Source organism: Beduinella massiliensis, from assembly GCF_900199405.1.
Lineage (GTDB): Bacteria > Bacillota > Clostridia > Christensenellales > Aristaeellaceae > Beduinella > Beduinella massiliensis.
Map to the genome: position 1 here is coordinate 452,232 of NZ_LT963430.1, position 21,520 is coordinate 473,751.

Annotated in this window: 19 protein-coding genes; 12 read left to right on the forward strand and 7 right to left on the reverse strand. The window is 64.3% G+C overall.

Annotated elements, in window-relative coordinates:
- The first annotated feature begins 72 nt into the window (after positions 1-72).
- From C1725_RS02855 to C1725_RS02880, 6 genes are all read left to right on the forward strand, one after another.
- On the forward strand, positions 73-3,279 hold the full coding sequence (locus C1725_RS02855) for an SNF2-related protein (RefSeq protein ID WP_146009116.1): 3,207 nt from the start codon (positions 73-75) through the stop codon (positions 3,277-3,279).
- 66 nt (positions 3,280-3,345) lie between these two features.
- Positions 3,346-3,996 (forward strand): HAD hydrolase-like protein, encoded by a 651-nt coding sequence (locus C1725_RS02860; protein WP_102410176.1) that lies wholly within the window; start codon positions 3,346-3,348, stop codon positions 3,994-3,996.
- 4 nt (positions 3,997-4,000) lie between these two features.
- Positions 4,001-4,801 (forward strand): RadC family protein, encoded by an 801-nt coding sequence (gene radC, locus C1725_RS02865; protein WP_346026280.1) that lies wholly within the window; start codon positions 4,001-4,003, stop codon positions 4,799-4,801.
- 19 nt (positions 4,802-4,820) lie between these two features.
- Positions 4,821-5,399, forward strand: coding sequence for a YdcF family protein (locus C1725_RS02870; protein ID WP_346026281.1), 579 nt, complete (start codon positions 4,821-4,823; stop codon positions 5,397-5,399).
- Positions 5,381-6,106: a 16S rRNA (guanine(527)-N(7))-methyltransferase RsmG gene (rsmG, locus tag C1725_RS02875; RefSeq protein ID WP_102410178.1), complete on the forward strand. Its 726-nt coding sequence runs from the start codon at positions 5,381-5,383 to the stop codon at positions 6,104-6,106. The genes C1725_RS02870 and rsmG overlap by 19 nt, the downstream gene beginning before the upstream one ends.
- A 175-nt stretch (positions 6,107-6,281) precedes the next feature.
- Complete coding sequence (locus C1725_RS02880; RefSeq protein ID WP_102410179.1) at positions 6,282-7,100, forward strand: ParB/RepB/Spo0J family partition protein; 819 nt, start codon at positions 6,282-6,284, stop codon at positions 7,098-7,100.
- A 55-nt stretch (positions 7,101-7,155) separates the two neighbouring features.
- Here C1725_RS02880 and C1725_RS02885 read toward each other — a convergent pair whose 3' ends face one another.
- The 3 genes from C1725_RS02885 to hprK form a co-directional block, all read right to left on the reverse strand.
- A complete protein-coding gene (locus C1725_RS02885; RefSeq protein ID WP_346026282.1) occupies positions 7,156-7,710 on the reverse strand; it encodes a GNAT family N-acetyltransferase in 555 nt (184 codons plus the stop codon).
- A 272-nt stretch (positions 7,711-7,982) separates the two neighbouring features.
- Positions 7,983-8,927, reverse strand: a complete 945-nt coding sequence (locus C1725_RS02890; RefSeq protein ID WP_102410181.1) for an ROK family glucokinase — start codon at positions 8,925-8,927, stop codon at positions 7,983-7,985.
- A 41-nt stretch (positions 8,928-8,968) separates the two neighbouring features.
- Positions 8,969-9,919 (reverse strand): HPr(Ser) kinase/phosphatase, encoded by a 951-nt coding sequence (hprK, locus tag C1725_RS02895; RefSeq protein WP_102410182.1) that lies wholly within the window; start codon positions 9,917-9,919, stop codon positions 8,969-8,971.
- Positions 9,920-10,083: 164 nt separating this feature from the next.
- Between hprK and hisC the strand changes: the two genes are divergently transcribed.
- Positions 10,084-11,148: a histidinol-phosphate transaminase gene (gene hisC, locus C1725_RS02900; protein ID WP_102410183.1), complete on the forward strand. Its 1,065-nt coding sequence runs from the start codon at positions 10,084-10,086 to the stop codon at positions 11,146-11,148.
- A 169-nt stretch (positions 11,149-11,317) separates the two neighbouring features.
- Complete coding sequence (locus tag C1725_RS02905; RefSeq protein WP_346026283.1) at positions 11,318-11,662, forward strand: sporulation initiation factor Spo0A C-terminal domain-containing protein; 345 nt, start codon at positions 11,318-11,320, stop codon at positions 11,660-11,662.
- 72 nt (positions 11,663-11,734) lie between these two features.
- Here C1725_RS02905 and C1725_RS02910 read toward each other — a convergent pair whose 3' ends face one another.
- Complete coding sequence (locus C1725_RS02910; protein ID WP_102410185.1) at positions 11,735-12,790, reverse strand: substrate-binding domain-containing protein; 1,056 nt, start codon at positions 12,788-12,790, stop codon at positions 11,735-11,737.
- Between the two features lie 325 nt (positions 12,791-13,115).
- Between C1725_RS02910 and C1725_RS02915 the strand changes: the two genes are divergently transcribed.
- The 4 genes from C1725_RS02915 (at position 13,116) to C1725_RS02930 (ending at position 17,459) form a co-directional block, all read left to right on the forward strand.
- Positions 13,116-14,696, forward strand: coding sequence for an extracellular solute-binding protein (locus C1725_RS02915; RefSeq protein ID WP_102410186.1), 1,581 nt, complete (start codon positions 13,116-13,118; stop codon positions 14,694-14,696).
- 69 nt (positions 14,697-14,765) lie between these two features.
- Positions 14,766-15,686: an ABC transporter permease subunit gene (locus C1725_RS02920; protein WP_102410187.1), complete on the forward strand. Its 921-nt coding sequence runs from the start codon at positions 14,766-14,768 to the stop codon at positions 15,684-15,686.
- Complete coding sequence (locus C1725_RS02925; RefSeq protein WP_102410188.1) at positions 15,680-16,594, forward strand: ABC transporter permease subunit; 915 nt, start codon at positions 15,680-15,682, stop codon at positions 16,592-16,594. Before C1725_RS02920 ends, C1725_RS02925 begins: the two co-directional genes overlap by 7 nt.
- A gap of 10 nt (positions 16,595-16,604) precedes the next feature.
- A complete protein-coding gene (locus C1725_RS02930; protein WP_102410189.1) occupies positions 16,605-17,459 on the forward strand; it encodes a ComEC/Rec2 family competence protein in 855 nt (284 codons plus the stop codon).
- 142 nt (positions 17,460-17,601) lie between these two features.
- On the opposite strand, the gene C1725_RS02935 is transcribed toward C1725_RS02930, so the two are convergent.
- The 3 genes from C1725_RS02935 to C1725_RS02945 all read right to left on the reverse strand — a co-directional run bounded on the left by C1725_RS02935 (position 17,602) and on the right by C1725_RS02945 (position 21,266).
- On the reverse strand, positions 17,602-18,342 hold the full coding sequence (locus C1725_RS02935; protein WP_102410190.1) for a hypothetical protein: 741 nt from the start codon (positions 18,340-18,342) through the stop codon (positions 17,602-17,604).
- 101 nt (positions 18,343-18,443) lie between these two features.
- Positions 18,444-20,609, reverse strand: coding sequence for an aldehyde ferredoxin oxidoreductase (locus C1725_RS02940; protein ID WP_102410191.1), 2,166 nt, complete (start codon positions 20,607-20,609; stop codon positions 18,444-18,446).
- Between the two features lie 21 nt (positions 20,610-20,630).
- Positions 20,631-21,266: a ferredoxin-like protein gene (locus tag C1725_RS02945; protein WP_102410192.1), complete on the reverse strand. Its 636-nt coding sequence runs from the start codon at positions 21,264-21,266 to the stop codon at positions 20,631-20,633.
- Positions 21,267-21,520: the final 254 nt, after the last annotated feature.

Consider the following 21,520-nt stretch of genomic DNA (forward strand, 5'->3'; position numbering starts at 1 on the left):
AATAGTAGAAAGGTTACCCTATTTGACGGGCATTTTTGGAGTGCCCTTCGACTGCGAAATGGAGTGGCTCGGTTGACACCCGAATTGGAACAGCTAAAACGCATGACGCCTCAGGAAGAGTTCGAGGCGGGCATGGCGATATACAGGCGCGGCGCGGTGCGCCCCCTCGAGGAGCAGCGCGACGGCCTGCGCTACGTCGTGGACGGGGAGCCGCGCCGCATGGTGCGCGTGGGCATCGGCCAGCGGCTTTCCGGCAAGTGCAGCTGCGAGACGTTCGAGGGCACACACCGCCCCTGCCGCCACGTGGTGGCGGCGATGCTGCTGGCGCACGGCTCGGGCACGGTGGAGGAGGCGCGCAGGCGGCGCGCGCGCCAGGCGGCGGACGAGCTGATGAGCGCGATGGAGCCCGCGCTGCCGATGGATTCCCCCATCCAGATCGAATGGACGTTGCAGGTGATCGGCGAGGCCCAGACGGGCGAACGGCTGCGCCTTGCGATGCGCGTGGGACAGGACAGGCTTTACGTCGTGCGCAGCATCGCGCAGTTTCTAAAGGCGATCGAGGAAAAGACGACGCTCGTCTTCGGCAAGGGGTTTACCTATCAGCCCACGTGGATGACGTTTGAGCGCGTGGACGCGCTGATGCTGCGCGTCCTGGACGAGGTGGAATACATCCAGCGCATGGCCGGGACAGCCCCGGTCAAGCCCGACGAGGCGAAGTACATGCTGCTGCCGGACGCGCACGCCGTACGGCTGCTGCGGCTGCTGCTGGCGCGCCCCTTCCGCCTGGCGGTGGGCGACCGGCTGCTTTCGCTGCCGCACGTGGTGCAGGGGCCGGTACAGCTGCACTTCGGCGCGCAGGCCTCCGGGCGGGAGCTGCAGGTGACGGCAGACATGTCCCCCGCGCTTCGGGCGCTGACGTCGGGCTGCGAGTTCGTGCTCTGCGACGGAGAGGTGCTTCAGCCCCCGGCGGAGCAGCGCGAGGTGCTGCGCGTGCTGCTCCGGAACGCGCAGCGCGGTCAGGCGGCTTTCCGCTTCGAGGCGGGCGCGGTGGAGCGCGTGATCTCCGAGCTGCTGCCAAGGCTCGCGCGCGCGGGAGACGTGGCGCTGGACGGCGCGCTGGCGGAGCGCATCGTGCGCCGCCCGCTGCAGGCGCGCGTCTACCTCGACCGGGAGGGGCGCGCGGTAACGGCGCGCACGGTCTTCGCGTATGGCGACGAGGAAATCGATCCCTTTGCCGCGGAGATCGCCGCCTCGCAGGGACGCGAGGCGCCGGGCAGCGGGTCGCGCCTCCTGCTGATGCGCGACGCCCAGGGCGAGCACCGCGTGCTGGACTGCCTGGCGAGCGCCGGATTCCGGGTGCGCGCGGGGCGCGTGTACCTGGCGGCGACGGAGGCCGTCTACGGCTTTCTGACCGAGGGGCTGGAGGAGCTGCAGCGAAACGCGCAGGTCTTCTGCTCGGAGGACTTCAAGCGCATGACGCCGCGCAAGCCGCGCTTTGCGGGCGCGCTGCACATGCAGGGCGGCGTGCTGCAGCTGAGGCTGGAGGAGAGCGGCGAGCCCGTGGAGGAGCTGCTGCTGATCTTGCAGGCGCTGCGGGACCGCAAGCGCTACTTCCACCTCAAGGACGGCACGTTCCTGGACCTGAGCGGCCTGGACGAGTGGTTCGAGCTGGCGGACACGGTGGCCGACAGCAGCGTGACCGACGTGCCGGACAACGAGGGCTATCACGCGAGCACGGTGGACATGGCCGCGTATCGCGCGGCGTACCTGACGAGCCTGCTGGACGGCGGCAAGCTGCCCATCGCGGTGGACGAATCGGTGCGCGAGGTGACCGAGCAGCTGAGCGCGAAGGGCGATCCCTGCCCGGAGCCGCTGTCGCAGGTGCTGCGGCCCTATCAGCTTCGCGGCTTTGCCTGGATGCAGGCGCTGCACCGGCTGCACATGGGCGGCATCCTCGCGGACGACATGGGCCTGGGCAAGACGCTGCAGGTGATCGCGCTGTTCATGTGGGCGAGCGAAAAGAAGGACGGCCGCGCCTCCATCGTGGTCGCGCCGACGTCCCTGGTGTACAACTGGCAGGCGGAGCTCGTGCGCTTTGCGCCGGGGCTTCGCGTGCTGATCGCCGAGGGCGGGCAGGCCGCGCGTCAGGAGCAGATTCGCCGCCTGCGGGAGGACGGGAACGTGGACGTGTTCATCACCTCCTACCCCCTGATCCGCCGGGACATCGCGCTGCTATCGGGCATTCCCTTCCGCTTCGCGGTGCTGGACGAGGCGCAGCACATCAAGAACGCCATGTCCGTGGGCGCGGCGGCGGTGAAGCAGCTGACGGCGGACACGCGCCTGGCGCTCACGGGCACGCCCATGGAGAACCATCCGGGCGAGCTGTGGTCGCTGTTCGACTTCGTGCTGCCGGGCTATCTGATGAGCTACGCGCAGTTCATGCACAGGCATGGGGAGGGGCAGAACAGCGAGGCGCTGCGCCAGCGCATCCGCCCGTTCCTGCTGCGCAGGCTCAAGGGCGACGTGCTGCGCGAGCTGCCGGAGAAGATGGAGACCCAGCTGCTGGCCGACATGACCGAGGAGCAGCGAAGGGTCTATCAGGCGTCGCTGCTGCGGCTGCGCGGGCACGTGGACGACCTGCTGCGCGTAAAGGGCGTGCAGCGCGGGCGCGTGGAGGTGCTGGCGGCGATCACGGAGCTGCGGCAGATCTGCTGCCATCCGGCGCTGTGCCTGCCGGACTACTCCGCGTCGAGCGGCAAGCTGGACATGCTGCTGGACGTGCTGCCCGGCGCGCTGGAGGCGGGGCACCGCGCGCTGGTGTTCTCGCAGTTCACGCGCATGCTGCGCATCCTGCAGCGCAGGCTGGAGGCGGCGGGCATCACCTGCCTGTACCTGGACGGCGAGACGCCGCCCAAGAAGCGCATGGCGCTGGTAAACCAGTTCAACGCGGGCGAGGGCCAGGTCTTCCTGATCTCGCTCAAGGCGGGCGGCGCGGGCCTCAACCTGACGGGCGCGGACATGGTCATCCACTACGACCCGTGGTGGAACCCGGCGGCCGAGGACCAGGCGACGGACCGCGTGCACCGCATCGGCCAGAAGAACAAGGTGCAGGTGATCCGGCTGATCACCCACGCCTCCATCGAGGAGCAGGTCGTCCGATTGGGCGAGCGCAAGCGCAGACTGTTCGACGCCATGGTGACGGCGGGGGAGCAGATGCCCACCCAGCTTTCGGAGGCGGACATCCGGGCGCTGTTCGACGACGCGCTCGCGGGGGATTGAGCGCGCCCGCGCCCTCTGTCAAGGCGCGCCGGAGGCAGCGCCCTCCCCAAAGGAAAGGAGCAACAAATGAAGCCGAAGGTTCGTCATATTATATGGGACTTCAACGGTACGCTGCTGCAGGACGCGGAGCTGGCGCTGTCCATCGACAACAGGCTGCTGCGGCAGATGGGCATGGAGCCGATCACGCTGGAGGAATACCGCACGTTCATGCGAAACCCGGTCGAGCTGTTCTATCAGGACCTGGGCGTGGACCTTCAAAAGCACGACTTTGCCCAAATCAACGAGGCGTTTCTCGAGGAGTTCGACCGGGAGGTGCTGCGCGCGGGGCTGATGCCGGGCGCGCTGGAGTCGCTCGCGGCCGCGCGGGACGCGGGCTACACGCAGTCCATCCTCTCCTCGAGCTACGAGCCGACGCTGAGGCGGCAGGCGGAGGATCTGGGGCTCCTGCCCTTCATGCGCGCGGTGACGGGCCTTGAGGACAACCGCGGCGGCACGAAGGAAGAGCGCGGGCTTCACCAGCTCGCCACGCTCGGCGTCGCGCCGGAGGAGGCCGTGCTCGTGGGCGACATGATGACCGACGCCTTCGTCGCCTCGCACATGGGCTGCCGCTGCATCCTGGTGGAGGGCGGCCACAACACGCGCAGGCGCCTTTGCCAATGCGGCATGCCGGTCGCGCAGGACATCACGAAGGTCCTGCCGATCCTGATGGAGGCGTAAGGCCATGATGCACAGCGGACACCGCGAGCGCATTCGGGAGCGGTTCCTGCGGGAGGGGCTGCAGGGCTTCGCGCCGCACGAGGCGCTGGAATTCTTGCTCTGCTTCGCCATCCCGCAGAAGGACGTCAATCCCCTCGCGCACAGCCTCATCGAGCGCTTCGGTTCGCTCTCCGCGGTGCTGGAGGCGCGGGCGGAGGAGCTCATGCAGGTGCCGGGCATCGGCCCGAACGCGGCCGCGCTGCTCACGCTCCTGCCCGAGCTGATGCGCTATTACGAGCGCGACCGCCGGCAGGAACGCCCCTGCCTTCGCAACTTCAAGGCAGCGGGCGCGTACTGCCGCGCGCTGCTGCGCGGCGAGAAGGACGAGTGCGTCTACCTGCTGTGCCTGGACGCGCAGGGACGCCTGCTCAAGAGCGTGCTGCTGCGCAGGGGCACGATCGACGAATCGGCGGTCTATCCGCGCGAGGTCGTGCGCGAGGCGCTGCTGCACAACGCCTACGCCGTGCTGCTGTGCCACAACCACCCCGGCGGCGGGGCGATGCCCTCGCGCGGCGATTACGAGACGACGCGGCGCGTGATCGAGGCGCTGCGCGCGATCGACGTGCGGCTGCTGGATCACGTGATCGTCGGGGATACCGCCTATAGCTCCATGGCGAACATGGAGATGATCGACCAGGGAAAGCTCGCCGCTCCGGAGGAATTCGACGGCCGCGTGCGCATGGCGACACTGCCGGATGCGGAGTGCGCGGCGCCTCCGCAGGACGGCGCGGTGGAGGATTACCATGGCATTTTGGAGACGGAATAAAGGCATCAGGAGGCTGTGCATGGCGCTGATGGGGACGATCCTTGCGTGCGCCGCGGCGTTCGCGGCGCTGATGGGCTATGTCGTGTACAGGGAGGCCGCCCTGCCCCCGCGGGGCGAATCGGACGTCGTCATCGTGCTGGGCGCACAGGTGCTCGCGGATGGGACGCCCTCCGTGGCGCTCGAGCGCAGGCTGACGCTGGCGCTTTCCATCTATCGGGAAAAGCGCCAGACGGTCATCGTGTGCGGCGCGCAGGGCTCGGACGAACCCGCGCCGGAGGGCGACGTGATGCGCGCGTGGCTGATCGCGCGGGGCGCGCGGCCCGAGGACGTGATCGCAGAGACCGCGTCCTTCAACACGCGCGAAAACCTGCTCTTCGCAAAGGAGATCATGGAACGGCGCGGCCTTTCCCGCGCGGCGGTGGTGACGAGCGACTACCACGTGGCGCGCGCGCTGTCGCTCTGCCGCCAGGTAGGCATCGAGGCGACGGGCGCGGGCAGCGAGAGCAAGCCCGAATACTGGCTGAAGAACCACGTGCGCGAGACGCTGAGCTGGGCAAAATTTATCGTGGAGAGTGTGCTATGGAAGATCAGAGGGTGAAGGCGCGGCTGGAAGAGGGCTTTGCCGCGATGGGCGTTTGCTGCGACGGGGCGGCGCTGGGCAAGCTTCTGCGCTTCCACGCGCTGCTCATGGAGTGGAACGCGCGCATCGACCTGACGGCGGTGCTGGACCCGGTCGAGATGGCGGACAGGCATTATCTCGACTCCGCCGCGCCGCTGGCAAAGGGCCTGATCCCGCAGGGCGCGCGCGTCGTGGATGTGGGCACGGGCGCGGGCTTTCCGGGCGTTCCGCTCGCGATTCTGCGGCCGGACCTGCACGTGACGCTGCTGGACGCCCTCAGAAAGCGCGTGGACTTCCTGCAGGCGGTGATCGACGAGCTGGGCCTTTCGGCCACGGCCGTGCATATGCGCGCCGAGGACGCGGGCAGGAGCCCCGGCTTCCGCGAGGCATACGACCTCGCGGTGTCGCGCGCGGTGGCCGCGACGCCGGTGCTGCTGGAGCTCATGCTGCCGCTTTTAAAGGTGGGCGGCAGCGCCATCGCCTGGAAGGGGCCGGGCGTGCAGGAGGAGCTGGCGCAGGGGAAGCGGGCCGCGCACCTGCTGGGCGGCGAGATCGGCGGCGTGCTGGAAGCGCCGGTCCCCGGAAGGGACTGGCAGCACGTGCTGCTCGTGTGCGGGAAAAAACAGAAAACCGCTCGACAGTATCCGCGCAGGGCGGGCACGCCGGGCAAAAATCCGCTCGGATAAAGGGCGGCTGCGGCAAAAACACGGCGCATGCGCGTCGAAAAAGAAAAAAGAGGGCGTTTCCCGGCGAACGATTGGCCGCGGGGGAACGCCCTTTTGAGCAGGAATTGGGGGGTGAAAAAGAGAAAACGGCGGGTACGATGGCTGGGGGCGGCGTCCCCCAGGGAGGGGGATACGCATGCTGCGTTCGGAGGAAAAGATGGTCTTTTTGGGCGGAGTGCCCTGCAAACAGGTGTGCTGGATCGACGTGGAGTCGATACAGATGCGCGAGAGCGCACGGCACGCGGCATGGTCCGGCACCGGCGAGATACAGCCCGTCACGGTGCGCGCGACGGCGGAGGACGGCAGGTACGAGCTGATCGCGGGCGAGCGGATGCTGCGCGCGCTGAAGCAGGCGGGCGTGACGCAGGTGGAGGCGATCGTCATGCCGGAGGGCATTCACGAGGGCGAGCTCGGCGAGCTGATCGTGAACCTCGCCGGAGGGCGGCTGCACTACTTCGAGGAGGCGGAGGGCTACGCGCGCGCGATCCGCGAGTTCAAGCTCTCGCAGGAGGAGCTCGCCGTGCGCGTGGGCAGGAGCCAGTCCGCCATCGCCAACAAGCTGCGCCTGCTGCGCCTGGAGGAGCCGGTGCGCGAGGTGATTCGCCAGGGGCACCTCAGCGAGCGCCACGCGCGCGCGCTGCTCCGCCTGACCGACACGCAGGACAGGCTGTCGATCGCCCGGCAGGCGTCTGAATGCGTGCTCAGCGTGCGCGACACGGAGGTGCTGGTGGAGCGCGCGGTACAGCGCGAGCGGGGCGCGCTGCCAGCCGGGCAGGGCGGGCGCAAGGTCATTCCCCTCATGCGCGACCATCGGCTCTATCTCAACGCGATCCGGGGCATCGTCTCGCAGATGAAGGCTTCGGGCATCACCGTGGACTATACGCTGCGCGACCTGGGCGACCGGGTGGAGATGGTGGTGACGGTGCCGCGCCGCCGCCTGGAGGCCGCGGACTGACCGGCCGCGTCGGAGGCGCGCGCGGGGAAAGGCGCCTGGCCGCCGCGCTTTGCCCTTACGGCCGCCAGTCGGGGTTCAGCCGCACGAAGTGCAGGTGGTCCTCCCAGACGCCGCCGATGTACAGGTACTGCGGGGACAGGCCCTCCCGGACAAAGCCCGCCTTTTCTGCGACGCGCTGGGAGGCGGGGTTTCTCGGCATGACGTTGACCTCCAGCCGGTGCAGATTGAGCGCGCCGAAGGCGAAGCCGGTCACGGCGAGCAGCGCCTGCGTCATGTAGCCGCGGCCCTGCCAGGCGGCGTCCAGCTTGTAACCGACGAAGGCGGAGTGAAACGCGCCGCGCACGACGCCGGAAAGCGCGATGGTGCCGATGACCTGCTCCGGCGCTTCCTGGCGGAGGATCAGGAAACGATAGCCGCGATCGAGCCGCGCGGCCTCGGCGTCCGCCTCGAGCAGCGGGCGCTGTCCCTCCGCGGTGTAAAAGGAGGGCGCGTGCGCGGGGTCGAACGGCTGCAAAAACGTGCGGTTGCGCGCGTAGTAGTCGGCCGCCGCCCCGGCGAGCGCGCCGGATGCGGGCAGGAGGAGCAGGTCGGGCGTGTACAGCGGAATCATCATAAAACCTCCCCGCAGCGACGATTGAAAAAGGCCGTTACGCCGGTTTTGCCGGGTAACGGCTTTTTTTGTCATCGACAAAGCCGGCAGCCTCGCACAAAATGAGGGCTCATTTTGCACGAAGGATACGGGAGACGTTTTCCTCCGCAAAGACTGCGCATTTGGCTGGGGAAAACGCCCCACCGACCGGCAGAGCCGGTCGGTGCAATTCCACATGAAGGGAAGGAGACCCCTTCATGCATCCTCTCTTAAATAGGGCAGCACTTTGCGCATTACTTGCCGAGCATCGCCGCGCCGATGATGCCCGCGTCGGGCCCAAGCTTCGCCAGCTCGATGCGCGCGTACGGCATGGTCTTGAAGAAGATCAGGGGCTTTACCGCTTCGCGCACGGCATCGAGCAGGAAGTCGCCCGCCATGGAGACGCCGCCGCCCAGCACGACGACCTCCGGGTCGAGCACGTTGACGATGTTGATGATGCCGCTGGCCAGCGCGCGCACGTAGCGGCGGAAGACCTTCGTAGCGATCGGGTCGCCCTCCTTGGCGGCGTCGATGACCGTCTTGGCGCTGATCCGCTCGGGATCGCCGCCGCACAGCTCGCCGATCAGGCTGTCCGGATGTTGGGCGTAGGCCTTGCGTCCCTCGCGGATGAGCGCTGTCGCGGAGGCGTAGCGCTCGAAGCAGCCGTAGTTGCCGCAGGTGCACTGTTCGCCGTCCAGCTCGATGATCATGTGGCCGATCTCGGAGCCGATGCCGTGCGAGCCGGAGTAGACCTTGCCGCCGATGACGATGCCGCCGCCCACGCCCGTGCCCAGCGTCAGGAACACGCTGTTGGGCACGCCCGCGCTGATGCCCGCGACGGACTCCGCCAGGCCCGCGACCGTGGCGTCGTTGTCCACGTAGACGGGCTTGTCGATGTACTTTTGCAGCTCGGAGACGAGCGGCACGTCGTGCCAGCCCAGGTTCGTGCAGAAGGGAATGTTGCCGGTCTTGGCGTCGAAGATGCCGGGTACGCCCACGCCGAGCGAGGCGACCTCGTCCAGGGTGTGGCCGGAGCGCTTCAGGGTTTCCAGGGAGCACTTGGCGATGTCCTCGACGATGGGGCCGTAGGGGCGGGGCAGCAGCGTGGGCGTCGAGCCCTTGCAGAGGATGCGGCCGTTTTCGTCCACCACGCCCACCGCGATGTTCGTGCCGCCCAGATCGATGCCGATGTATACCATATGAAAAAACCTCCCGTGCGTTTTATTGACCTAAAGGGGAATCAGTCGTCGTCCGATTCCGGCGCGCGCTTGGGCTCCTGCGCGCGCTGCAGCATCTCCGTCAGGCGCTTGTCCAGCTCCGCCGCGGCGTTGTAGCCCATGCGCTTGAGGCGCCAGTTGCGCGCCGCGACCTCCACGATGATCGCGAGGTTGCGGCCCGGCCGCACGGGCATCACGATGTGCGGGCGCTTGACGCCTAGGATGGTGATGAACTCCTCCGCGAGGCCCAGACGGTCGTATTCCTTGTTTTCGCGCCACAGCTCCAGGTGGATGACGATGTCGATCGACTTGGAGGGGATGACCGAACCGATGCCGTACATCGTGCGGATGTCGATGATGCCCAGGCCGCGGATCTCCATGAAGTGGCGGATCATCTCCGGCGCCTCGCCCACGAGGCGGTTGTCGTTCACGCGGCAGATGTCCACCACGTCGTCCGCGACGAGCTGGTGCCCGCGCTTGATGAGCTCCAGCGCGCATTCGCTCTTGCCCACGCCCGATTCGCCCGTGAGCAGCACGCCCACGCCGAACACGTCCACCAGCACGCCGTGGCGCGTCACGCGCGGGGCGAGCCGGTTGTTGAGAAAGTTGATCATCGAGGCGGTCAGGCGCGTGGTCACGTACTGCGTGCGGTAAATCGGCACGTTGTGCGCGCTGGCGGCCTCAAAGAGCATCGCCGGGCAGTCCATGCCGCGCGCGATCACGATGCAGGGGATGGGGTAGGAGAAGTAGCGCTCGAGCCGCTCGCGCTGCGTTTCCGGGCTCAGGGAGGCCAGATAAGCCATCTCGGTCTTGCCGATGACCTGCGGGCGCTCGTAGGCGAAGTAGTCGTAATAGCCTGTGAACTGCAGGCCGGGGCGGTTGAGGTCGGTGGTCTTCAGGTCCCACTCCTTGACCGTGCTGGGCACGAGCACCTCGAGCTCGAGGCTCTCGGCGAAATCCTGCGCTGATATCATGAGCGTTCTCCTTCCGGCGAAGCGTGGTATGTTCTCCTTCATTATAGCGCAACCGCGTGCGGTTGAACAGGGGGTATGCGCGCGCGGGATTGCAAAAAGCCGCCCGCTGTGCTATGATAAAGCACGGATTTCACCGATTTACTACGGCAAAGGATGCAGGAAATATGAAGGATTTCAGAAGCAGCGCCGCGCGCGGCGTGACGCCCTACGTCTGCGGCGAGCAGCCGGACGACCGTGAATACATCAAGCTGAACGCGAACGAGAATGCCTATCCGCCGTCGCCCCGGGCGCTGGAGGCGATGCGCGCGCAGATGGAAAAGCTGCAGTACTATCCCGATCTCACAAGCGCGGGGCTTCGGCGCGCCATCGCGGACGCGCACGGCATCCGGCCGGAGCAGGTCTACGTGGGCAACGGATCGGACGAGGTGCTGGCCTTTTCCTTCCTCACGTTCTTCGCGGGAAAGACGCTTTGCGCGCCGGACCTGACGTATTCCTTTTACCCCTGCTACGCCAAGCTCTTCGGGGTGGACTACCGCGAGGCGCCGCTCCGTGAGGACTTCAGCGTGGACGTGGAGGCCCTGCTCGGCGGCGAGGGGGACGTCATCCTCGCCAACCCCAACGCGCCGACCTCGCTGGAGCTTTCGCAGGGGACGATTCGCGAGATGGCGGAGCGGCTGAACCGGCAGGGGCGGCTGCTGATCGTGGACGAGGCCTACGCAGCCTTCGGCACGGGCACGGCGATTCCGCTGATCGACGCCTACCCCAACGTGCTCGTCATCCGTACGTTTTCCAAGGCGCACGCATTGGCGGGGCTGCGCATCGGCTACGCGGTGGGCCAGGAGGCGCTGATCGAGGCCCTGAACGGCGTGAAGGACTCCATCAACTCCTACCCGCTGGATCGCCTGGCCGCCGCCGCCGCGCAGGCCGCGATTGAGGACACGGCCTATCTGGAGCAAACGGTCTCCCTGATCTGCCAAACGCGCGACCGCACGGCGCAGCGCCTTGCAAAGCTGGGCATGACCGTGCTGCCCTCGCGCACGAATTTCCTGTTCGCGACGCATCCGGACGTACCCGCGCGCACGCTGCTGCAGGCTCTGCGCGAGGACGGCATCCTCGTCCGCCACTTCAGCCATCCGCGGCTTGAAAACTACCTGCGCATCACCGTGGGCACGGACGAGCAGATGGACAGGGTGGTGCGCGGCGTGGAGCGGGCGATCGGCCGGGCATGAGGGCGAAGGCCTTCCGGTCGGGTGCCGGTTGGAAACTGAAAGAAGCGAAAGTGCGCAGAATCTGACATATAGTGACGCTTTCGGTCAAATCCTGCCGTAAATGATCTAATATATGGAAAGCCCGCTAAGATTAGAGTGCCTAAGACCAACTACAAAGGATGGTGCTCTAATGATGAAGAACGCTTATGAAACCGTGACCTCGTGCGGAGGGAACATTACGCGCTGCGGCTACGCGTACCTGGCGTCTGCGGCTGAAATCGTCGCGCGGCGCGGCGATTATCCGCACGGAAAGCTGGGCAGGGAAGTTTACGCGCAGGTGGCGGCCATTCACGGCAGCGAAAAGAAGCGGGTCTCACGCGACCTGGCGCGCGCCGTAGAGGACATCTGGCTGCACGGCGACCGCGAGATGCTGGAGACGATCCTTCGCCACAAGGCGGTCACAAAGCCGTCGCCCGGCGAGATGATTCTGGCGCTTGCGATTTTCATAGCGGACGGCGAAAAGACCATCATATGAAGGCGGCACGGCAGGCACGTAAAAAAGGCGCTCAGACTGAGCGCCTTTTGTCGTACGAAGAGATAAAGCGGCTTAGAGCGCGCGGACGGAGCCGCGCAGCACGACCTGCACGTCGGTAAGCAGGTGCAGGGGCGCCAACTCGTCGGGATGGGCGAGCCGCCAGAGCAGCAATTCTGCGGCGCGCTGGCCGATGAGGTCGAAATCCTGGCGGATGGTGCTGAGCGGAACCGGGTTGTCCGGCGAATAGATATTGTCGTCAAAGCCGAAGACGGAGAGATCTTCAGGCACGCGGAGCCCGCGCCCAAGCAGCTCGCGGATGGCGGCGCCCGCCAGCCGGTCGCTGCAGCAGAAGAGGGCCGTCAGTTCGCCCCGGCGCACGCGGGAGACGATGGCGTCGTAATCCGCGCGCTCCATCAGCGCCTGATCCCCGCAGGGCAGGCCCGCCTGCCGCATGGCGTGGCAGAAGCCCGCGAAGCGCTCCTGTTCGGAGCTGAGGAAGAACAGGTTGCCGCAAAAACAGATCTTGCGGTGGCCCATGCCGATCAGCGTGCGCGTGGCTAAAATGCCCCCGTCGTAGTTGTTGGAGCCGACGTATAAAGAGGGCTTCTCGTAGTCGTGGCGGTCGATCAGCACGTAAGGAAGCCCGTTGGAGAGGATGAGATCGAGCTCTTCGCGGTTACAGGCAGGGTCGAAGGGGTAGATGAGGAACCCTTCGACCCGCTGGCCGAGCATGCGCTCGATGCCCTCGCGCGAGATCTTGGGATTCGTGCTGTTCCAATCGATCAGCAGCGAGTAGCCGCGCTGCGTCAGCGTGCGCTGAATGCCGCTGATGATGCGCGTGAGCGAGAGCGCCGGATAGCTCTCCTGCGTCAGCATCATCGCGATGAGGCGGCTGGACTCCGCCGCGGGCCGGGGCGCCGCGCTGACGAAGCTGCCAGATCCCCGGGCCCGTCGGATGTGGCCCGATTCCACGAGCAGCGAGAGCGCCTTGCGGACGGTGATGGCGCTGACGCCGAACTCTTCGGCGAGCTGCGCCTCGTTTTTCAGCTTTTCGTTTGGCGCGAGCTTCCCGCTGCTGATGCGCATGAGGAGCTGCTCGCGGACCTGTTCGTACTTTGGCTGTGACATGTCGATCCCCCATCCGGATTTGCCATAGGGTGTTTTTAGGTAGTATACAGACTGAAACCGGAAAAAGCAAGTATACTTTAATGGGCGGAAAAAGCAAAGAAATGTTGCTGCAAGACATGCAAAATGGAAAGATAAGAAGAAAGTTGTGCATTTAACGTAGATTTTACGCGCAATTTTGCAAAAATAGCCTTGACAAGCGCGCTTTGTCGCCTTAGAATAAGTATAAACTTTTGCGAATGATATATACTTAATTTGAAAAGAATGTATATGTCTTCGCGAGAAACCCGCTCGCGCGGGTGCAATCAATTTGAAGGGGGTTACTTACATGAACCACGCGAAACGATGGATGGCGCTGCTGCTTGCGCTGCTGTTCCTTGGCGGCACCGCGCTGGCGGACACCTCCGTGCTCAACGAATCGGGATTCCCGATCGTGAAGGAGCCCGTCACGCTGCGGGTGATGGGCAGCATCTCCCCGGTACAGCCGGAGTTTAAGGATATGTACCTGATGAACAAGTACGAGGAGATGACGGGCGTACACGTCGAATGGACGAGCGTGCCCTCCTCCGCGCGCACGGAGCGCGTGACGCTGGCGATCAGCAGCGGCGACCTGCCGGACGTGTTCTTCAAGTGCGGCATTTCGGCCAGCAGCTTACAGGTATACGGCGATTCGGGCGACCTGCTCGACCTGGCGCCGATGCTGGAAACCTACGCGCCCAACTTCTGGGCCTACGCGCAGCAGTATCCGGATGTGCTGGCCAGCGTGACCACGCCGGACGGGAAAATCTACTCGCTGCCCGCGATTGCGGACGCGCCGGCGGCCCGGATGAACAAGAAGCTCTACTTCAACCAGCACTTTATGGACGCGCTGAACCTTTCGCAGCCCCGGACGGCGGACGAGCTGTACGCGGTGCTCAAGGCCATGAAGGAGGGCGACCCGAACGGAAACGGCGAGGCGGACGAAGTGCCCCTCAGCGAGAGCACGGGCACGCTTTACATGGTGTTCGGCGGCCTCTACGGACGCTTTAACCGCGGCACGCACCACGAGGAGTACGACGTGGATCCGCAGACCGGCGCCATTCGCCACATCAAGACGTCGGATGCGTTCCGGCAGACGCTCGAGTTCATGAACAAGCTCTATGCCGAGGGCATCATCGACCAGGAGAGCATCACCTTTAACGACGCGCGTGCGGTGGGCCTGATCTCGCAGGATCGCCAGGGCGTATACTTCGCCACCAACCTGGCGCTGCTGCCTGCGGACAAGATGGACGAGTGGACGCCGGCCGAGGGCTGGGTGGACGGCGCGATCTGGCCGCTGATGCGTTCGCACCTGCACAGCGTGGGCGCGTTCGCGATTTCGGCGGACTGCAAGAACCCGGAGGTTGCCCTGCGCTGGGTGGACTACTTCTACAGCGAAGAGGGCGTGCGCTTCTTCCACTACGGCATCGATGGAGATACCTGCCAGACGAACGCGGACGGCTCGCTGTCCTACGTGGATTCCATCCTCGCTCAGGTGACGGGCGACAAGAGCTACGACGAGGTCGTCTCCCAGTACAGCGCGTACTGCGGCGGAAACAACCCGACGATCATGTCTTATCCGGGCTACGCGGGCATGGAGCTCAGCCCTGTGCCGATGGCCTCTGCGGAGGCGCTGTCCGCCTACACGCCCGAGATCATCTGGCCCTTCTTCAGCTACACCGACGAGGAGAAGGAGATCGTGACCACGACGGGCACCGAGATCGACAACTACGTCCGTCAGACCTGCGCGGAGTTCCTCACCGGCGAGCGCGAGCTCAGCGATGCGGAGTGGAACGGCTATGTCCAGCGCGTAAACGACATGGGCCTTGACGCGATGCTCAAGGTGATGACCGACGCGTCGGCGCGCGCGATGGCGATCGTTGGGGCGTAAGGAACAGGACGCGCCGGGGCCGCTGACGCTCCGGCGCTTTTTATTTCGACTGCACAGGAGGTTTGCGGGATGCAACCGAAGAAAATGCGCCTCTTACGGCGCTCGGCACACAAGTACTGGGATCTTTACCTGCTGCTCATCCCGGTGCTCGTCTACTTCATCGTCTTCAAGTACCTGCCGATGTACGGCCTGCAAATCTCCTTTCGCAATTATCAGCCGCGCAAGGGCTTTCTGGGCAGCGAATGGGTGGGGCTCAAGCACTTCGCGCGCTTCTTTTCCTCCTACAACTGCTTTCAGATCATCGGCAATACCGTCATCCTCTCGCTGCTGAACCTGCTGTTCTGCTTTCCTCTGCCCATTTTGCTCGCGCTGCTGCTCAACGAGATGCGAAACGGCGCTTATAAAAAGGTGGTGCAGACCGCGACCTATGCGCCGCACTTTCTGTCCACCGTGGTCGTGGTGGGCATGCTGACGGCCTTCTGCTCGCCCTCCACGGGCATCGTGAACACGATCTTGCGCGCCTTTGGGAGGCAGCCGATCTACTTCATGGCCAAGGGCGAGTGGTTCAGGCCGCTGTACATCATCTCCGAGGTATGGACCAGCATGGGCTGGGATTCGATCATCTTCCTTTCCGCGCTGGCGGGCGTGGACGTGCAGATGTACGAGGCCGCGCGTATCGACGGCGCCAGCCGCGTAAAACAGCTGCTGTACATCACGCTGCCCTCCATCGTGCCCACCATCGCGGTCATGCTGATTTTGAACTGCGGGCGCGTGATGAACATCGGTTTTGAAAAGGTGTTCCTCATGCAGACGGATCTGAACCTGAGCGTGAGCGAGGTCATCTCCACGTTCGTCTACCGCCAGGGCATCGCGGACACGCAGACGAGCTATGCCACGGCCGTCGGGCTCATGAATTCGGGCGTGAACTTTCTGCTGGTGATCCTCGTCAACGAGATCTCCAAGCGCGTATCGGAGGTGGGCTTATGGTAACGCATGCGGCAAAAGGGAGAAAGATCCGCCAGAGCGCGGAGGATCGGGCCTTCAGCCTGATCGTCTATTCGCTGGGCGCGCTGTTCATGATTCTGGCCGCTTACCCGATCCTCTACGTCTTTTCTGCGTCGATCTCAAGCCCGGAGCTGATCGTCTCGGGCGACATCGTGCTGCTGCCACGCGGGATTCAGTTCCGCGCGTACGAGGCGGTGCTTAAAAGCAGCGAGGTGCTGCTCGGCTACCGCAATACGATCCTCTATTCGGTGACAGGCACCGCGATCAACATCGTGCTGACGACCCTCGGCGCCTACGTGCTCTCCCGCCCGGACTTGGTGGGGCGCAACCTGCTGACGTTCCTCATTTCCTTTACGATGTTCTTCTCCGGCGGCATGATACCGACCTACATTACCATCAAGAACCTGCATCTGCTCAACACGTTTTGGGTCATGGTGCTGCCAGGCGCGGTTTCCGCGACCAACCTCATCATCATGCGCAATTTTTTTCAGCACTCGATCTCGCAGGAAATCATCGAGGCTGCCTGGGTGGACGGCTGCTCAAACACGGGCACCCTCTGGCGCATCGTGCTGCCCATTTCGGGCTCCATTCTGGCGGTCATGGTGATCTTCTACTTCGTGGGCCACTGGAACGCCTACTTCGACGCGATGATCTACCTGAGCGACAAGTCGCGCTATCCCCTGCAGGTGTTCCTGCGTGAAATTCTCATTCAAAACCAGTTGGGCGACATGGCGGGCGGCGCGGACACCGTGGGCCAAAGCGAAATGACCCTGCTGTACGAGGCGCTCAAGTACGCGGTCATCGTCGTGGCGACGCTGCCGGTCCTGCTCATTTACCCCTTTATGCAGCGCTACTTCGTCAAGGGCATCATGATGGGTTCCATCAAAGGTTAAAGGAGCGGCTATGACGACTTTATATCAGTTGCAGCTGGATCAGCGCGACGTCGATTGCGGCATGAGCTACGTAATCCAGCTCGAATCCGGCCATTTTTTCCTTGTAGACGGCGGCTACTTTACGCCCGGGGAGGCGGACCGGCTGTACGAATTTCTGCGCGCCCGCTGCATCGGCGCGCCGGTGGTGGCAGGCTGGTATTTCAGCCACGCGCACCAGGACCACATCGGCGTCTTTCTGGACATGATGGAGTGCCATGGGGCGGATATTGAGCTCTGCGGCCTCTATTTCAACTTTCAGCCGGTCGATCTGCCGGAAACGAGCGAGGGCTGGCGGACGAAGTGCAACGACCTGGCGACTGTGCGCCGTTTTTACGAGGTGCTGGAGGAGCGCTGCGCGGGCGTGCCGGTGCATACGCTGCGGACGGGCGAGCGGCTGCGCGTGGAGGAGCTCTCCCTCGAGGTGCTTTACACACACGAGGACCTGGACGTGGCCTCGACGTTCAACGATCATTCGACGGTCGCCATGCTCATGGCCTGCGGGCAGCGCATCCTGCTGCTGGGCGACGTATTCACCGAAGGCAGCCGCATATTGCTCCGGCGCCCGGAAAAGCTCCGCTGCGACATCGTGCAGGTATCGCACCACGGCTACGGTGGGGCGACGCGGGCGCTCTACGAGGCGACAGGCGCGCGGGTGGCGCTGTGGCCCACGCCCATCTACGGCGTGGAGCCCAACATCCGCCGCCCAGCGAACCATTACCTGCTCAAAGAGTCGAGCGTCGTGGAGCACATCGTAAGCGGACGGGGGACTGCCCGGCTGGTGCTGCCCTACGCGCCGCGAGCCAAGGACGATCGAGCTGGCAGCTGAAAAACGCTCTGCGGCGCAACGTAAACCAAGAAAGAGAACCGTGCAGCAGAAAAATCCGCCTCTGAACGGCTTTTATTGCCGTATAGAGGCGGATTTTCTGTGCACTTTTTTTGGAGCTGCCTTGCAACGGCTCCTTTTTTTCTCACGAGTTGGTTTCGTCCTCCTCGCCGTAGTTGGCCATGGCCCGGCCATACTTGTCCGTAAAGTAATTTGACGAGTACAGATAGGGTACGCCGTTGAAGGCGTTCACCCGCTTGATGTCCGCGTACTGCGGGTCGCGGGCGATGGCGTCCAGCGCCCGCTCGATCTGCGGCGGGGTCATGAAGTACGGGTGGCGGCTGAAGTAAGCCTCCGGGGTGGCGGCAGGGTAGGTTTTGCAGTTAAAGCGGACCATTTCCGCGATGGTGCGGGGCATGTCCTTTTCTTCCACCAGCATGGCGATGTGCGCGTAGTTTTTCGTCATGAAGGCGTCGGAGTAATAGTAGACGTCCTTGCTGCCCTCGATCCGGTCGATGTCCCCGCACGAAGCGGTTTCGGCCATCTGGACGAGGAGCGCCTCCAGGTTCTCCTCCTCCTGCTCCAGCAGGCGCCTGCCGGTGAGCAGGCTGCCGCGCGTGCGCTCACGGATGAAATCCGCCAGCAGCTCCGCCTGCGTCTTTTCGGCGGGCGCGGGCGCCGGCTCCTCCTCGGGAAAGGGAGGGAAGGTGTCCTCGACTTCGGGGAGCGATTGCAGGTAGCTGCAAAGCTCCGGCTTTTCCCCGGCATCCGGGGCGCTTTTCTGCATCGCGGGGTCCAGCGCGTCGCTGAATTCCCCGGGGATTTCGTCCTTCTTTACGATTTCTTCCTTGGCAAAGCCCGGCTTGCGCCGTCCAAACAGCGGCATACTTTCATTCCTTTCGGAAAAGCGATCAATCGCCTGATGTGATGCATAGAAGGCGCGGGAGAGCCGCCTCACGTTCGGGCGCGGCTCCCCCGCAGCGCGTATTACTTGATGAGCGCAAGCTCTTCGAGCTTGTCGGCCATGTCGGAAAGGCCGAATTTTTCCAGCGTTTCGCGGGTCGGAATGCCGGTTTCCTTGTCCCAGCCGAAGGCCTCATACCACATGTCCAGGGACTTTTCCCAGTCCTCGCGGTCCATCTTCACGGTGCCCTCTTCAAAGGCCTTGAAGTCGGGCTCCTTGTCGAACACCCAGGCGGGCACGGCGTCGTGGTCCTTGCGCAGGTTGTCGCAGCCCGCGTTGAGCTTGAAGGCGATGGCCGTCATCGCGCGCAGCATGTTGGAGATGCGCTCCATGTCGAAGAGCACGTCGTCCATCGTCCATTCCTCGCCCGTGACGGCGGTCATGTACTTGGCGTCCAGGTCGATGTCGCCGGCGTAGCCGCGCGCCTTGGAGGTGGAAAGCGTCATCGGGTACATCCAGTTGCACAGCGTGGCGCTGTCGTGCCACTGCTTTTGCAGGAAGGCCCACTTGGCCAGCTTGATCTTGTTTTCGTTGATGGGGGTGTACTTCTTGGGCGCGTCCACGCAGCCCTCGCCGAACCAGTTCTCCAGCACGGGCCGGATGACTTCCTCATACGGAGAGCCCGAGCGCACGAAGTTGGTCATGACGTGATCCATGCAGTCGCGGTTGTACATCACGTTGTACAGCAGGCCCGCCTGCCAGCAGTCCTCGGCGGAGTGGTGCTTGGGGAAGCCGCAGTAGGTCACGTTCTGGTTGTTGGAATCGATCATGTCGTAGAAGTTGACGCCCTCGTCGTTCTTGGCGGGATCGTCCAGGCCCCAGGCATGCAGCACCTGATAGGTGCCCTCGCCCAGACGGCTGATCTCGCCCTCCTTGCAGGAGATGCGGCGGATGATTTCGTCCAGCCAGCGCGGGTCGCCGTCCTTCATCAGATCCCATGGAATGGAGTCGTATTCCTCCTTGGGCAGCACCTTTTCAAAGATGCCGTGCTTGTAGCACCAGTTGAACTCGCGGCTGATGGAGCCGTAGTTGCACCACAGGCCGTAGTCGTCCAGCACATAGGAGCCGTGCAGGCCGATGACCACCTTGGCGTCGCCCTCGTCCTTGAAGTCCTTGATGCCCTCGCCGTAGAAGCCGGTGGGCACGCTGCCCGAAGGCGCGCAGGTGTTGGAAACCTTGGTGGGCAGATCGTAATCCGCAAGGATGTCCACGTCGTACTCGGAATAGCAGCGCACCGGGCAGGAAGAGCAGCCGCCGGACTTGACGATGTACTTTTGCACGACGTTGCCGAAGTCGAACACGCCCTTGGTCGCGCGGTAGGCCGCGACGTTCATGTCGCCGGAGGGCTGCTCGCCGGTATCCACCGCGCCGTTCGGCGCCTTGCCCCAGACGACGCCGGGCGCGCCCTGCCAGCGGTTCTTGCTGGTGGCGGAGTATTCCGCCCAGGACTGCGGGGTGTTGGGCACGTTGTGGTTGTTGTTACCGCCGACCAGGTCCTTGATCATGTAATCGCACAGTTCCTTGTGCTTGACCGGCTCCGCGATCTTCACGGCGCCCGTGCCGCGCACGGCGACGCCCTTCAGGTTTTTGGAGCCCAGCGCCGCGCCTACGCCCGCGCCGGCGGCGTTGCCCACGCTGGTCAGCAGACAGGACATGTTCACCAGGTTTTCGCCGGCCTGGCCGATGGTGGCCACGTCGAACTCGGGGCCGCATTCCTTGGCGATGACCTTGTTGGAATTGAAGGTGCCGGTGCCCCACACGTGGGACGCGTCCTCCAGGGTGACCTTGTCGTCGTCGATCTTTAAGTAGACGGGCTTGTCGCTCTTGCCCTCGATGACGATGGCGTCATAGCCCGCATACTTCATATTGTGCGCGAAGTGGCCGCCCATGTGGGAGTCGAGGATCGCGCGGCCCTTGGACCAGGAGGAGAGAAGCGTGATGGTGGTGCGGCCGGAGCAGGGGACGCCGGAAGCGGTCAGCGGGCCGACGCTGAAGACGACCTTCGCCGCCTCGCTGTGCGGGTCGGTGTCAAGCGGCACCTCGTCCCAGATGACCTTGTAGCCGATGCCCATGCCGCCCATGTAATCCTTGTACTTGGGCAGGGTATCCTCAAATTTTGCTTCGCCGGTGGTGAGGTTCACGCGCAGAATCGTACCGGCCCAGCCGTTTACGCCATTTTTAACAGACATTTATCCATTCCTCCTTTTCGCTCAGACCGCCTGGGACGCAGCGGTAACGGCATCCCAGGGAATGATGGACAGCGCGCCGGAGGGACAGCCTGCCGCACAGGCGCCGCACTGGATGCACTTGGACGACTTCTTGGTTTCGGGGTTGACGGTGGGCATATGCCACGGGCAGGCCTGCGTACAGGCGCCGCAGCCCACGCACTTTTCCTGATCGATGACCTTGACGCCCTGCTCGTTGGCGGAGATCGCCTGCATGGGGCAGGCCTTGGCGCAGGCCGGGTCCTCGCACTGACGGCAGGTATCCGGGAAGTAGGTCCAGTGATCGTCGGTGTACAGGCCCTGGCCGTTGCGGCTGGAGAACAGGTTGCGGGTCACCTTGACGCGGGAGATGTAGCTGCCTGCGCAGCCGTCGTTGACGAGCGTGCAGTTGATCTCGCAGCGCTGGCAGCCGACGCACTTGTCGGCGTTGACCACGAGCAGACCCTGCGGCATCGCCCAGGTGGTCACCGCGCCGGAATCGACCTCCGCCTGCGAGGTGCCCAGGACGCTCAGCATGGACGCGGACAGCGCCAGACCCGCCAGGCTCTTGCCGGAGATCTTCAGGAACTGACGCCGGGTCATCTCCTTGGATTGGAATCCGCTCTGCGTTTTTTCGGACATGGTCGTCCCCTTCTTTCCAGAAAAAATAAGACATACGAGTCCCATGCACAAAAAATATACTCTGAAACAGGCATGCGCAGCATCCCTTTTAGAGTATGTCTCCTTCGCAAAACGGCGGGCGGGAGGATTGCTCCTCCAACCTAATGGCCCGATGGGCCCGAACGGGTCCAGGGGGCTTGGAGTTTTTTTGCTTGGTGTTTGTATTATACCATGCAAGGTTTGTTAAATCAACCTCAATGGTGTTTGTTTCCACG